Raw genomic sequence first — 14,123 nt, 5'->3', positions numbered from 1 at the left:
CCGCGGCGCCATCGCTGCGGGCGCGGCCATCGGCGCGGCCGTCGGCGCGGGCGGCGGCTACCTGTGGTCGCAGCGCATGGAAAACCAGAAGAAGCAGATGGAGCAGGCCACCCAGGGCACCGGCGTGGCGGTGACCCAGACGCCCAACAACGAGCTGAAGCTGCAGATTCCCAGCGACGTTTCGTTCGACACCGGCCGGGCCGACATCAAGCCCAACTTCCAGCCGATCCTCGACCAGTTCGCCTCGGGCCTGCGCAACAACCCGAATGCCGAAGTGCGCATCATCGGCCACACCGACAACACCGGCACCGACGCCATCAACAACCCGCTGTCCATCCAGCGCGCCGCCGCCACGCGCGACTACCTGATCGCCCGCGGCGTGCGCTCGAACGCCTTCAACATCGACGGCATGGGCTCGCGCCAGCCAGTGGCCGACAACAACTCGGCCGCGGGCCGCGCGCAGAACCGCCGGGTGGAAATCTTCGTGGGCGAACGCCAGCCGCAGGGCTGACGCGCCAGGCCGCGAGGCCAGCCAACTTCCACGGCCGCCTGGCAGCTCAGGCGGCCGTTTCTTTTGGCGCCGACGTCGTTGTCAGAACCAGGCTTCGACGCCCACGCCCACCGTGCGCGGACGCGGCAGGTTGGCCGTGTCGAAGGCATTGGTCACCGCATTCGGATCGGCGTCGACCAGCAAGGGCCGCTTGCTGTCGAACACGTTGTTCACGTAGGCAAAGAGCCTGGCCTTGCCCACCGGATAGCTGGCGCGCACGTTGGCGAGCCAGCCCGGATCGACCTTGCCGCGCGAGAAGTTGGTGACGTCCGAGTAGTAGGCCGACGAGTAGCGCGCATCCGCGCCCAGTTCCAGGCCGGACTGGCCGCGCCAGCTCAGGCCCAGGGCCATGGTGAAGGCGGGCGAGCGAGGCAGCTCATGCCCCTCGACACCGGAGCCCGGGTACTCGGTGATCTTCGTTTCGAGCAGGCCCACCTCGCCGGTGAAGCGCAGGCTGCGGCTGACCTGCCACTGCGCGCCCAGCTCCGCGCCGTAGGTGTGGGCGCGCGGCGCATTGCGCACCACGTAGGCCCACACGTTCGGGTCGGGGTTCAGGTCGAAGGGCAGCTGCATGTTCTTGTAGTCGCTGTAGAACAGGTTGCCGGTGAGCAGCAGCGCGCCGTCGAGCAGGCGCTTGCGTCCGAAGGCTTCGAGCGTCCAGGCGTACTCGGGGTCGAACTGGTAGTTGGTGAAGGGCACGTCGTAGGTGAAGGCCGCACCGCCGCCGTTGTAGCCGCGCGAGATCGAACTGCCCAGCGTGGTGGCCGGGTCCAGCTTCCAGGCCAGCGTGGCCTTGGGCAGGAAGACCTTGTAGGTGGCGTCGAAGTCGGTGGTGAAGATGCTCAGCGCGCCGTTGCGCTCGCGCCGCTCTTCTTCGTAGCGGCCACCCAGCGTGAGGTCCACGCTGCTGGACAGCGGCGTGGTCACCTCGCCGTACAGCGCCCAGGTGCGGGTCTTGTCGGTCCAGGCGCCGCCGCCGAACAGGTCGATGTCGTCGTCCTGGTCGGCGCCGAAGGTGTACAGGCCCACGAAACCGGTCCACTGCTTGTCCTGCGTGGCAAAGCGCAGCCGCGGCTCGATCTGCAGGTCCTTCACGCGGATGTTGGCATTGCCGTCGCCCGGCATGGCCTTGCGCGTGACGTGCGTGTCGCCGGAAACGATGCGGTTCTCGAAGGTGAGCGTGGGGCTGATCTCGTAGGTGGTGTCGAGCACCGCGCTGGTGGAGCGCGGCGAGAAGGTGGGCATGGCCGGATACGAGATGACCTTGTCGTCGAAGGGCCGCGCCACGCTTTCGGTCTGCGGGCCGGTGTAGATGGTGCGGGCGATGGTGAGCAGGTTGGTCAGGCCCGGCACGGCCTGCGGCTTCCACAGGATCTTGCCGCGCACATTGCCCGATTCGAACTGGCCGGGGTCCGACACGCCGGGGTAGGGCTCGTAGCCCTTGGCATAGCTCTGGTACTTGAAGCCGTCGAGTGCCAGGCGCACGGCCAGCTCCTGGTCCACCAGCGGCGCGTTGATCACGGCGGAGAGCTGGCGCTGGTCCTGGCCGGCGACGGCCGCGCGAATGCCCACTTCAGGCGCGAAGCCCGGGTCGTTGGTCTTGTAGATGATGGTGCCGGCAATGGCGTTGCGGCCCTGCAGCGTGCTCTGCGCGCCGCGGAACACCTCCACGCGCTGCACGTCCCACAGGCCCAGGTCGCCGAACACCACTTCGTTGTAGCTGGAGGAGCGGCCGTCGACCTGCACGCTCAAGCGCGGCCGGGTACCAGCCAGGAAGGCGTCGGCGCCTTGCGCCGGGCCGGTGCCATCGACACCGCGCACGGCCGGCGCGAGATTGCCGGTGCCGGTGCTGGTGATGTTGGCGACGCCATTCAACAGCTCGTTGGTGCCGATGATGCCGGTCTGGTCCGCCAGCTCTCGCTCGCCGAACACGCGCACGCTGGGTGCGGTCTGCATCAGCGAGCGCTCGGACTTCTCGCCGGTCACGGTCATCTCGGGCAGCGCCGCGGCCGAGTCCTGCGCCAGCGTGGGACCGGACAGGCCCGCCAGCAGGCCCGCAGCCGCCAGTGCGATGCGGCGGCGCCGGAACAGAAGAGGAAGAGGGGAACGGGAAAAACGAGTCGATCGCAGCACGTGGCGGCCTCCAAGGTGTGTTGAACACGCTGGCTGCGGCGCCTGGGCGAACCGGCACGTGGCTGGCGAAAACGCGTGAGTCTAGAAGCGAACCAGTGAGCAGCCAATCACATCGACGCGCGGATCGTCTCTCATCTGCAACGACCTAGGCGGACCAGTTGCCGCGCAGCAGGTTGGCCAGCTCGACCGCCGACTTCACCTCCATCTTCTCGAACACGCGGGCGCGGTGCACTTCCACCGTGCGCACGCTGATCGAGAGCTGGTCGGCAATGAGCTTGTTGGGCAGGCCCTCGACGATGCGCTGCATCACCAGCCGCTCGCGGTCGGTCAGTTCGGCCACGCGCGCCGCAATGCCGGCGCGCTCGCGCTGGGCGTCGATGGCCCGGGCCGACGCACCCAGCGCATGCTCGATGCGGTCGACCAGGGCGTTGTCGGAAAAGGGCTTCTCGCAGAAGTCGAAGGCGCCGCGCTTGACCAGGTCGACCGCCGTGGGCACGTCGGCATGGCCGGTGAGGAAGATCACCGGCATGGCCGCCAGCCAACCCGCCTCGGCCAGGCGCTCGTAAAGCACCAGGCCGCTGGTGCCGGGCATGCGCACGTCCAGCAGCAGGCAGCGCGGCTGCGTGGGCGCGGCAGGGTCGGCTTCCGCGGCCAGGCGGGCCTCGAAGTCCTCGGCACTGGCGAAATGCTCGCTTTGCAGGCGGCGCGAGCGCAGCAGCCAGGCCAGGGCCTCGCGCACGCTGGCGTCGTCGTCCACGATGAAGATCAGGCCATCGATCAGGGGTTGCATGTCGGCAATGTGCAGTCGCTCAGTCGGTCTCGGGCCGCGGGCTCGCGGCGGGAAGGGTGAATCGGAAGATGGTGCCATGCGGGCGATACGGCTCGTAGGTGAGCACACCGCCGTGCTGCTCGACCACCGTGCGGCACAGGCTCAGGCCCAGGCCCATGCCGTCGCTGCGCGTGGTGTAGAAGGGCGTGAACAGGCGCTGCGCCACCTCGCTGTCGATGCCCAGGCCCAGGTCGGCCACGGAAAACTCTACCCAGCGCCGCGCCTCCGAATTCACGATCTTGCTGCCCGGCGCGCGCGCGGCACGCAGGTAGAGCACACGCTTTGCGACCTGCGGCGAATCCATCGACTGCATGCCATTGCGCGCCAGGTTCAGCAGCACCTGCTCGACCAGCGTGCGATCGCACTGCACCGGCGGCAGCCCGGGCTCGATGCTCAGGTCGATGCGCACGCCCAGCTTGCGCGCCTGCAGCTGCACCAGTGGCAGCACGGCCTCGAACAGCTCGTGGGCGGGCGCGCTCTCGCGGGTGCGTTCGCGCCGACGCACGAAGTCGTGCACGCTGCGGATCACGCGGCCGGCGCGGCTGGCCTGCTCGGCAATGCGCGCCAGCGCCATCTGCAGATCGCTGCGGGCCTGGACGTCGTGGGTGACGGCGCCCGCATCACCATCGTCCAGCAGGTTGAGCGAGCCGTTGGCATAGCTGGAAATCGCGGCCAGCGGCTGCGTGAGCTCGTGGCTGAGCAGCGAGGCCATTTCGCCCACGGTGGCCAGGCGGGCGCTGGCCTGCAGGCGCTCCTGGGTGGCGCGCGACAGCTCTTCCGCGCGCCGCTGTTCGCTCATGTCGACGAAGGCGCTCATCCAGCCGGTCTGCACCCCGTTGTTGATCAGCGGCGCCTCGAAGATCATGACCGGGAAGCGATGGCCGTCCTTGCGCATGAAGATCGACTCGAAGCCATCCGGCGGCGGCATGTCGCCGCTGGCGATCCGCTCGGCCTGGCGCTGGCGGTATTCGTGGGCCAGCTCGGTCGGCCAGTACGGCGCGTTGGAGATGTCGCTGCCCGCCAGCTCTTCGGCGGAGAAGCCCACCATCTTGCAGAAAGCGGGATTGACGTAGGTGATGCGGCCCTGCAGGTCGCGCGCGCGCAGCCCGGTGATGACCGAGTCTTCCATCGCCTTGCGGAAGGCCAGCGAATCGGCCAGGCCGCGCTCGGCCTTGATGCGCCGCTTGGTGTCGCGCGCCAGCAGGATGAGCACCGACACCAGCGCAATGGAGATGAAGGTGACCAGCCCGGTGAGCACGTTGGGAAACAGGTCGGGCTCGGCGCGCCAGCCGTCGATGCGCATCATCATGGCCAGCCCCGGCAGGTCCACCGGCTGCTGCGAGCTGAACACCCGCGTGCCGCTGCGCCGCTGGGCGCCCACGGCGGCCAGGCGCGTGCCGTCGACCTCCACCAGCGCCACCTCCTGCCCGCGCCGCAGGCTGGGCGTGACCAGCTCGATCAGCGTGTCGCGCAGCGAGTAGGCTGCCACCAGGTAGCCGCCCTGGTCGAGCTGCAGGCACATCTCGATCACTTCCATGCCGCCGCCTTCGGCCACGGAAACGAAATGGCTGGGCGAATAGGCCGCGGTGCTGAGCTTGCGCGCGCTGGCGCAGGCCAGGGTGACGTCCGGGTGCTCCACCGACTGCCGGCGGCTGCGGTCGAAGACCGGCGCGCGGTACGGCGTGTCGGCCGAGGCGAGCACGCGCATGGCGGCGTCGCGCCACTCCAGGCGCACCCACTCGCGGTGCGCGCGCAGCAGCTCGCCGGCGCGCTCCTCCCATTGCGACAGGCTTTGCGCCCCGGCGTTCAATGCGCGCAGGCTCTGGGCGTTTCGCTGCAGGCCGCCGCGCAGGTCGGCCACGGCGTCGAGCGTGTCGCGGTCGAGCTGTTCCTGCACCTGCTGCACCTCATGACGGCCCGCCAGCCAGACCACCGTGCCCACCAGCACCAGCACCAGCGCCGCCAGCAGCACCCACAGGAACCAGCGCTGCCAGGCGGAGCGCAGGCGCGCCAGGGGCCGGGCCACGCTGGCGGGCAGGGACAGCAGCGCCCCCGGGCCGCCGGCCGCGGGCGGGCTCATCGTCTCGGCGGAGGACTGCTCCTGTGTGCTCACGATCCCGTTGCTGCAGCGCCTACAGGACCCGGTGCGACAGGGCAGGCAGCTGCTGGCGCACGCGCTCGGTCTGCCCGGCGTCGATGTCGCACAGCACCACGCCCTCGCCGGAGTCCTGCTGAGCGAGGACGGTGCCCCACGGGTCGACGATCATCGAATGGCCCCAGGTGCGGCGGCCGTTCTCGTGCGTGCCGCCCTGCGCCGGCGCCACCACCCACGAAAGGTTCTCGACCGCGCGGGCGCGAAGCAGCACTTCCCAGTGCGCCGAACCGGTGGTCTGCGTGAAGGCGCTGGGCACCAGCAGCAGCTCGGCGCCGTGGCGGGCCAGCGCGCGGTACAGCTCGGGAAAGCGCAGGTCGTAGCACACGCTCAGGCCCACGCACCAGGTGTGGCCGTCGCGCGAGGGCAGGTCGAACACCACCGGATGGACGCCGGGCGTGATCACGCGGCGCTCGTCGTAGCGCTCCACGCCGTTGTCGAAATAGAAGAGGTGGATCTTGTCGTAGCGCGCCACGCACCGGCCCTCGGGCGAGAAGGCCATCGAGCTGTTGAACACGTGGTCTTCCTCGTCGCTGTCCAGGGGCAGCGTGCCGCCCACGATCCACAGGCCGAATTCACGCGCGGCATCGCCCAGGAAGCCCTGCACCATGCCGCCCTCGGGGCTTTCGCGCAGCGACAGCTTGTCGGTGTCGCGCTGGCCCATCACGCAGAAGTACTCGGGCAGCACCGCCAGTTCGGCGCCCGCCTCCGCCGCTTGCGCCAGCAGGCGATGGGCGCGCGCCAGGTTGGCTTCGCGCCGGGTGGCCGAGACCATCTGGATTGCTGCGACTCTCATGGCTTGTTCTCCGTCTGCGCCTGCCGTGGCGCGGCCTGCTGCTGCTGCGATGGCGCCGCCGGCTGCGGGTCCAGCGAGGGCCGGCGCGCCACCTTGGTGATCTGCGGGTCGGCCCAGCTGCCTTCGATCTGGAACTCCTGCGTGGTGGCGGCGGACAGCGGCTTGCTCAGCGCATATTGGGCCAAAAAGGTGGCCAGCCCGATGGCGGGGTTGATGGCCGTGGCCACCAGGGCCGCCGTGCCGGCGTTGATCTCGGGCACAACCACCACGCGCAGGCTGGTGGTTTCGCGCCCGAGGTCGGCCGAGCCGTCCATCAGCACCGCGGCGTTCACGCCCTTCATCTGCAGGTTGTTGGTGCTGGCCACGCCCTTGGCAATGGCGGCGTCGCCGCGCACGAAGTCGAAGGCGAAGCCCTGGCTGAAGACATCGCGGAAGTCCAGCGTGAGCCGGCGCGGCAGCGCCTGCAGGCTCAGCACGCCCAGCAGCTTGGCAATGCCCGGCTCGGCCTTGAGGAACTGCCCCTGGTTCACGTCGACATGCAGCTTGCCGTCCATGCTCGGATAGTCCACCGAGAAGGGCGAACCGCGCCAGGCGATGTCGCCCTCGAGCACGCCGCGGCCGCGCCGCAGCACGTCCTGCATGCCGAAGCGGTTGAGCAGCGCGCCGGCGTCCTCGATGTCGAGCTTGAAGCTCATAGTGGTGCGCCGCGTTTCAGAGCCGCGCGCGGCGGCCCAGCTGCCCTGCGCCGCGAAGGTGGCCTCGGGCGTGGCGAGCTTGAGGCGGCTCAGGCGCCATTCGCGCGTGCTGCCGCTGCCGCGGTTCACGGCCTCGACCTCGGCGCGGCCCAGCTTGCGGCCGTACAGCTCGAAGTCGTCCACCACCACGTCCAGCGCCGGCAGCGAACTGGCCTGCTCGTCCAGCAGCGATTCGACCTCGCCGGCTTCGCTGCGCGCGATCTTCAGGCGCGCCAGCCGTGCCATCACCCGGCCGGCCTGCGCCTGGCCGTATTCGACGTAGCCGCTGAGCTCATCCGAATCCACGTTGGCTCGCCACAGCTGGCCCTCGCGGCTGCCGCCGAGCACCACGTTGCTCATGTGCCGGCCGCCGAAGCGCAGCTCCTGCGCGCGCAGTGCGATCACGCTGGGCAGGTAGGGCGAGGGCTCGGCGTCGGCACTGTCCGTGGCCGTGGCGGCCGCCGGCGCGTCGGTGGCGTCGCGCAGCAGGGTGCGCCAGGCGCTGATGTCGAAGCGCGCCAGGTTCAGGTTGGCCAGCACGGCCCGCTCGGGCGAGACCAGGTCCTCACCGGGCCCCTGGCCCATGGCGATGCTGCCGTTGATGATCCTGGGCACCTCGCCGGACAGGTCGCGCAGCCAGGTGGCCGAGGCGATGCGCCCCAGCCCCACGCTGAGCCGGTCCTGGATGCGCGTCGGTGCGGCGCCCCTGGCGCCACCATCACGCGCCACCACCTTCTTCTCGACCGAGAAGGCCAGGTTGTCCTCGGGCGCCTTGGCCAGCGGCGCCGGCAGCTGCATGCCCAGGCCCTGCAGATTGCTGCTGAGCGACACCTCGGCCACGCCGTCGCGCAGGCCGTACTCGAGCTGATAGGCGGTGCTGCCGCTCATCTTGCGGGCCAGCCGGGCCAGCCAGCCGAACTCGCGCTGACTGCGAAAGCCCTCGGCGGTGACCACACCGTGGGCACGAAAGCTCATGTCGTGGCCGGCGCCGGCATAGCGGCCCTTGCCTTCCACCCGCACGTCGCCGCCCAGCAGCTGCGCGCGCACATTCGCCAGGGAGAAGCCGCTGTCGGTGAAGCTGAGCACGCCCCGGGCCTGGGTGAAGGACGGCGTGCCGGGCGTCAGCTGCAGCTCGTTGTCCTGCAGGGCCACGCTGGCCTGGACCTTGGCCTTGTCCATGGCGGACAGCGGCAGCTCCAGCTGCAGCTTGTAGTCGGCCTTGCCGGCGGCGCGCATCTGCATGGCGGTCTCGCGCGCCGGACCGGCCAGCGGCGCCGCCACCTTCAGCAGCTCGCCCAGCGGGCCGCCGGCCTGCAGGTTGAGCTTGAGCAGCGTCTCGTGATGCATGAAGTCGGCAATCTCCGCCTCGCCGCGCGTCACCTCGACGCCCGATGCACTGGCGACGCGGCCCTTGGCATTGCGCACCTTCATGCCGGCGCGCTCGAACACCAGTTCGCCGCTGGCCGCGGTGAGCGCAGGCCAGACGGGCTCGGCGGCAGCGCCGTTGCGGACCGGGCCGGTGTGCGGCGGCACATAGGCGTAGTGCACGCCGGCCACCTTGGCCACGATGCGGAAATCGCCCTTCTTCGCATCGGCGAAAGGCATGTCCCACAAGTCGCCCTTCACGCGGAAGTCCACGCTGCTCGCGATACCGGCGGTCACGGCATCGCGCACATAGTCGCGCGTTTCCTTGGGAATGTGCAGCGGCAGGTAGCGGAACACGCGATTGCCCTCGGCCCGCGTGAGCTTGCCTTCCAGGTCGAGCACGCCGGGAAAGCGGTCGTGGCTGCCGGAGGTGGCCGGATCGCTGGTGCGCCAGGACAGGCGCGCGTCGCCCTGGGCGTCGGCATTGGCAAAGCGAAGGCTGGGCAGCTGCACCTGGATGCGCTGCCCATCCACCTTCCATTGCGCGCGGGCGGACAACTCGTCGACCGGTACCAGCGGCTCCTCGAACACGCCCGGAAAGCTCAGGGTGCCGTGTGCGATGCTGATGGTGGCCGAGCCGCCGCCCTGGTTGGCATCGAAATCGATGGTGGCGCCCGACAGTCCGGGCCGCCCCGCATGGTCGGCCTGTTCGGCCGGCTCGGCCGTGACCGACAGGCCGCTGACCCGGCCGCGTGCCTGGTAGCGGCGAGGCGATTCCAGCGCCCCCTCCCATTCGGCATCGACCCGCTCCACCAGGCCCTTCGGCGCGTGCCGGGCCAGCGCGTCGTGCAGCTTCTCGCCCAGGGGCAGGCGGTTGGCTATTTGCGCGAGCATGGCCAGGTCGAGCCGATCGGCCTTGATGGCGCCGCGTTCGGCACCACGGCCGACAGGCGGCTTGTGCGACAGCCACAGGTTGCCGCCGGGCCAGCGCACGCCGTCGTGCGTTTCGAACTCCAGCTGGGTGGTGGTGACTTCCACCGCCCGGGTGTCGAAGTCTTGCCGCACCGCCAGGCGCCCGGTGAGCGAGCGCAGCACCAGCGGCTGCAGCTTGGCCTGCAAGGTGACGTCGACGCTGCTCAGGCCCATGTCGAGCACCACGCCCACAAGTTGCCCCTGGCGCACGTCGCCCCAGGCGCGCAGCGCGCCGCTGCCTTCGCGCACGCGCGCATCGAGCGAGACATAGCGGCCGATGCGGCTGATGTCGATGCGCGGCAGGTCGGCATAGACCTGGCCGTCCCATTCGTGCCAGTTGCCGTTGCGCGTGGAAAGCAGCGGCTGGCGGAATTCGCCGCGCAGCGACAGGCGCTCGCCCCAGCCCTCCGGCGGCGTCGCGTCCAGACTCAGCGCATGCCGGCGGGCGCTGTTGCGTGCGAAGAAGTTGACGTTGGTGAGCAGCAGCGGCGGTGCGCCGCGGCGCTCGTCGGTCCAGCGTACCGTGCCGCCTTCGACGGCGATCTGGCGCTGCGAAAAGACCCAGTCGGCCGAGCGAGATTCGCCGCTGGTTTCGGTGCCCATCGACAGCCCCGCCACGTGCAGCTTGCCCAGCGCGTCCAGCCGCACGTCGAGCTCGGGCCGCTCGATGTACAGCCGCTCGAAACTCAGGCGCCAGATGGAGCGCGGCGACACCGTGGCCACCACGCGGGCCAGCTTGAGCGCCTCGCGCCCCTGGGCGTCGTGCAGCGCCACGCCGCGCAGCTCGAAGCTGGGAAAGAAAAGCCCACTAAAACCCTCGGCCTGCGCGCTGACCGAAGCTATGCGAACCTCTACCCCGATGGACCGTGTGGCCTGGGCTTCCAGCACCCCACGGTATTCACCGATTCGCGGCACAATCCAGCCGTGTAGGACCAGGACCACAAGTGCCAACAAGAGCCATGCTGCAACCAGCAGACCCAGCGCCCAGCGCGCCGTCACAGCGGTGATCTTGAGCAAATGCGAAGGGGGAGACGCTGTGACATTCATTGAGGACCGCGCTGTGCCTGGAATTATGACTGGCAGTGCTGGCGCCGGTTCCGCCGCTTCGGCGGATTCGCCGGCCCGAAAGACGCCACCGCGGCTGTCGTCCTATTCGCGCTTCGTGCAGCGGCTGCGCCGCCGCTATGCCGACGAATTGGCGCTGCTGCCCGCCGGCGCCCCCGAACGCCCCCGGATCGAGCAAGCTTATGCCGCCCTGCGCGAGCGCGGCCATCCGGCGGGCGATGCGCTGCGCATCACGCGCCAGCTGGTCATGGAGCGCCTGATCACGCTCGACTGCGACCAGCAGGCCGAGCTGTCGGTGGTGACCACCGCGGTGACGCAGCTGGCCGAGTTCGCCCTCGACGTCGCCTGCCGGCAGGCCGAGCAGGAGCTCGAGGCGGTGCATGGCGCGCCCATGGGCCCCGATGGCCGACGCGCGCGCCTGTGGGTCATCGGCATGGGCAAGCTGGGTGCGCGCGAACTCAACGTGTCCAGCGACATCGACCTCATCTACGTGTTCGATCAGGCCGGCGAGACCGCCGGCAACGAGCACCGCATGAACCGGGTGTCCAACCAGGAGTACTTCGCCGCCGCGGTCAAGCGCATCTACGCGCTGGTGGGCGACGTCACCGAGCACGGCTTCGTGTTCCGCGTCGACCTGGCGCTGCGGCCCAACGGCAACTCCGGGCCGCCGGTGGTCTCGCTCGACGCGCTGGAAGAGTACCTGCAGGTGCAGGGGCGCGAGTGGGAGCGCTTTGCCTGGCTCAAGAGCCGCATCGTGGCGCCGCAGGACCACATCAAGGACCCGTCGGCCCAGGGCCTGCGCTCGGTGGTGCTGCCCTTCGTGTTCCGGCGCTACCTCGACTACAGCGTGTTCGATTCGCTGCGCACGCTGCACCAGCAAATCCGCGACCAGGCCGCGCGCCGCAGCGCCGGGCGCCCCGAGCGTGCCAACGACGTGAAGCTCTCGCGCGGCGGCATCCGCGAGATCGAGTTCACCGTGCAGCTGCTGCAGGTGGTGCGCGGCGGCCAGTTCCCCGAGCTGCGCACCCGCCCCACGCTGGACGCGCTGCAGCGCCTGGCGGCCGCCGGCCTCATGCCGCAGGCCACCGCCGATGCGCTGGCCGCGGCCTATGTCTTCCTGCGCCGGGTGGAGCACCGCATCCAGTACCTGGACGACCAGCAGACGCACGTGCTGCCGGTGAGCGACGAAGACCAGCATTGGATCTCCGCCACGCTGGGCTACATGGACTGTTGCGACTTCCTCAGCCAGCTCGACACGCACCGCGAATTCGTCGCGCAGGAATTCGACAAGCTTCTGGGCGGCAACGAAAAGAGCAATGGCAAGTGCAACGGCAAGCGCTGCAGCACCAATGGCAAGCCGAGCGCGCCCACGCCGGAAGACCTTTCCGAGCTGCTGGACGAGCTGCCGCCGGACTTCGCCGAGCGCGTGCGCCAGTGGTGCGAGCACCCGCGCGTGCTGGCCATGCGCGACGAGGCCCAGGCCCGCCTGCGTCAGCTGGTGCGCCGCACCGGCCAATGGCTGGGCTCCGAACCCGACGGCAACGCCGCGGGACAGACGCCCAACCATGTGGATGCCGCGCTGCGCTGGGCCGACTGGATCGAGCCGCTGTTCCGCCGCGAGAGCTACCTGGCGCTGCTGGTCGAGCGGCCCGCGGTGCAGGAGCGCCTGCTGCGCATCCTGGGCGCGGCCAAGTGGCCGGCGCGCTATCTCATGAAGCACCCGGGCGTGATCGACGAGCTGGCCAGCGACGAGATGCTGACCAGCCGCTTCAACGCCGCGGAGTTCGAGGCCGAGCTGGAGCAGCGGCGCAGCGCCCTGCACAGCACCGGCGAGGCCGACGAGGAAGCGCAGCTCAACATCCTGCGCCGCGCGCACCACGCGGAAGTGTTCCGCACGCTGGCGCGCGACGTCGAGGGCCGCATCACGGTGGAAGAAGTGGCCGACGACCTGAGCGCGCTGGCCGACGCCACGCTGCGCACCACGGCGCGCTGGTGCTGGGAGCATGTGCGCAACCGGCATCGCGAGGCGCCGCAGTTCGCCATCATCGGCTACGGCAAGCTGGGCGGCAAGGAACTGGGCTACGGCAGCGACCTGGACATCGTGTTCGTCTACGACGACGAGGACGATCGGGCGGCCGAGGTCTATGCGGCCTACGTGCGCAAGCTGATCAACTGGCTGACGGTCAAGCTGCGCGAGGGCGACCTGTTCGAGATCGACACGGCGCTGCGCCCCAACGGCAACTCGGGCCTGCTCACCACCAGCTTCGAGGCCTACGAGAAATACCAGCTGGGCCGCGGCAGCAACACCGCCTGGACCTGGGAACACCAGGCCATGACGCGCGCGCGCTTCGTCCTCGGTGCGCCAGAACTCGGCCAGCGCTTCGACAAGGTGCGCGAGGCCGTCATCACCGCGCCGCGCGACGTGGCGGCGCTCAAGGCCGAAATCGTGGCCATGCGCGAGAAGGTGCGCGCGGCCCATCCGGTCAAGGCCGACCGCTTCGACGTGAAGCACAGCACCGGCGGCATGGTGGATGCCGAGTTCGCGGTGCAGTTCCTGGTGCTGTCCGAATCGGCCAGGCATCCGGAGCTGATTCCCAACGTGGGCAACATCGCCCTTCTGCTGCGCGCCGAACAGGCCGGCCTGTTGCCAGCGGGCGTGGGCCAGCGGGCGGGCGCGGCCTACCGCGAACTGCGGCGCCTGCAGCACCGCCTGCGGCTGAACGAAGAATCGACCCAGCTGCCGCTCGATGCCCTGGCCAGCGAGCGCGACGCCATGCTGACCCTGTGGAAGGCGGTGTTTGGCTGAGGCGGTGCTGCGTCCCGGCTGCAGTTCGAACCCACGCGCGGCCAGGTTCGACACTGCCGCAGGGTTTGCGCTCACGATCGCACTGGGCCTGCTGCTGGCCGGCTGCGCCAGCGGCCCGCGCGGCGGCCGGGATGGCGGCCCCGCCCAACCGCCCGCCGATCTGTCGCAATTGCAGGATGCGCAGCCGCGGGTAGAGACCATCCGCAGCAGCGGGGGCACGGCCAAGCCCTACACGGTGCTGGGCCGCAGCTACGTGCCCATCACCGACGACCGGCCGTTCCGCGAGTCGGGGCTGGCCTCCTGGTACGGCACCAAGTTCCACGCGCAGTCCACGGCCAGCGGCGAGCCTTACGACATGTACGCCATGACGGCAGCCCACAAGACGCTGCCGCTGCCCAGCTACGTGCGCGTGCGCAACCCGGCCAACGGCCGGGAGGCCATCGTTCGGGTGAACGACCGCGGGCCCTTCCACGACGGCCGCATCATCGACCTGAGCTATGCGGCCGCCTACAAGCTGGATCTGCTGCGCGGCGTGGCGCCGGTGGAGATCGAGCGCCTGACCAACGACGACATCCGCGCCGGCACCTGGCAGCGCAACGGATCGCAGGACAGCGTCTTTGCCGTTGCGCCGCGGCCCCTGCCAGTGCAGCCGAGCGGCGATGATGTCGCCGTGCCGAGCGCGATGGTGGCGTCTGCGGTGGCCACCGCGCCCGTGCTGGCT

Annotated in this window: 8 protein-coding genes; 3 read left to right on the top strand and 5 right to left on the bottom strand. The window is 70.0% G+C overall.

Going from position 1 to position 14,123, the window contains the following annotated elements; translation table 11 throughout:
• The coding region (locus VSO01S_RS23365) for a YiaD family glycine zipper/OmpA-like lipoprotein (RefSeq protein ID WP_068645184.1) at window positions 1–511 on the top strand (511 nt) is incomplete at its 5' end.
• Between the two features lie 81 nt (window positions 512–592).
• Here VSO01S_RS23365 and VSO01S_RS23360 read toward each other — a convergent pair.
• From VSO01S_RS23360 to VSO01S_RS23340, 5 genes are all read right to left on the bottom strand, one after another.
• Complete coding sequence (locus VSO01S_RS23360) at window positions 593–2,683, bottom strand: TonB-dependent receptor (RefSeq protein WP_068645183.1); 2,091 nt, start codon at window positions 2,681–2,683, stop codon at window positions 593–595.
• Between the two features lie 145 nt (window positions 2,684–2,828).
• On the bottom strand, window positions 2,829–3,473 hold the full coding sequence (locus tag VSO01S_RS23355) for a response regulator transcription factor (protein ID WP_068645182.1): 645 nt from the start codon (window positions 3,471–3,473) through the stop codon (window positions 2,829–2,831).
• Window positions 3,474–3,492: 19 nt separating this feature from the next.
• The gene (locus VSO01S_RS23350; protein WP_084242067.1) at window positions 3,493–5,592 is read right to left on the bottom strand and encodes a two-component system sensor histidine kinase NtrB; all 2,100 of its coding nucleotides are present in this window, start codon (window positions 5,590–5,592) and stop codon (window positions 3,493–3,495) included.
• Window positions 5,593–5,644: 52 nt separating this feature from the next.
• The gene (locus tag VSO01S_RS23345; RefSeq protein ID WP_068645181.1) at window positions 5,645–6,460 is read right to left on the bottom strand and encodes a carbon-nitrogen hydrolase family protein; all 816 of its coding nucleotides are present in this window, start codon (window positions 6,458–6,460) and stop codon (window positions 5,645–5,647) included.
• Window positions 6,457–10,578 carry a YhdP family protein gene (locus tag VSO01S_RS23340; protein ID WP_068645180.1) on the bottom strand — a complete coding sequence of 1,374 codons (4,122 nt, stop codon included), beginning with the start codon at window positions 10,576–10,578 and terminating at the stop codon, window positions 6,457–6,459. Before VSO01S_RS23340 ends, VSO01S_RS23345 begins: the two co-directional genes overlap by 4 nt.
• A gap of 25 nt (window positions 10,579–10,603) precedes the next feature.
• On the opposite strand from VSO01S_RS23340, the gene glnE reads away from it, so the two are divergent.
• Both glnE and VSO01S_RS23330 read left to right on the top strand, forming a co-directional pair.
• Window positions 10,604–13,402 carry a bifunctional [glutamate--ammonia ligase]-adenylyl-L-tyrosine phosphorylase/[glutamate--ammonia-ligase] adenylyltransferase gene (gene glnE, locus VSO01S_RS23335; RefSeq protein ID WP_068645179.1) on the top strand — a complete coding sequence of 933 codons (2,799 nt, stop codon included), beginning with the start codon at window positions 10,604–10,606 and terminating at the stop codon, window positions 13,400–13,402.
• Window positions 13,395–14,123, top strand: a 729-nt coding sequence (locus VSO01S_RS23330) for a septal ring lytic transglycosylase RlpA family protein (protein ID WP_373282928.1), incomplete at its 3' end; no start/stop codon positions are given. The genes glnE and VSO01S_RS23330, both read left to right, overlap by 8 nt.

The sequence above is a fragment of the Variovorax soli NBRC 106424 genome (assembly GCF_001591385.1).
In the GTDB taxonomy this organism is placed as follows: domain Bacteria; phylum Pseudomonadota; class Gammaproteobacteria; order Burkholderiales; family Burkholderiaceae_C; genus Variovorax; species Variovorax soli.
Note: the sequence above shows the minus strand (reverse complement) of the source record. Positions and strands in the feature narration are given on the sequence as shown.

Bases quoted from the DNA above. Each gene is read 5' to 3' on its own strand.
- VSO01S_RS23355 (WP_068645182.1), bottom strand. From the start codon at position 3,473: ATGCAACCCCTGATCGATGGCCTGATCTTCATCGTGGACGACGACGCC.
- VSO01S_RS23350 (WP_084242067.1), bottom strand. From the start codon at position 5,592: ATGAGCCCGCCCGCGGCCGGCGGCCCGGGGGCGCTGCTGTCCCTGCCC.
- VSO01S_RS23345 (WP_068645181.1), bottom strand. From the start codon at position 6,460: ATGAGAGTCGCAGCAATCCAGATGGTCTCGGCCACCCGGCGCGAAGCC.
- VSO01S_RS23340 (WP_068645180.1), bottom strand. From the start codon at position 10,578: ATGAATGTCACAGCGTCTCCCCCTTCGCATTTGCTCAAGATCACCGCT.
- glnE (WP_068645179.1), top strand. From the start codon at position 10,604: ATGACTGGCAGTGCTGGCGCCGGTTCCGCCGCTTCGGCGGATTCGCCG.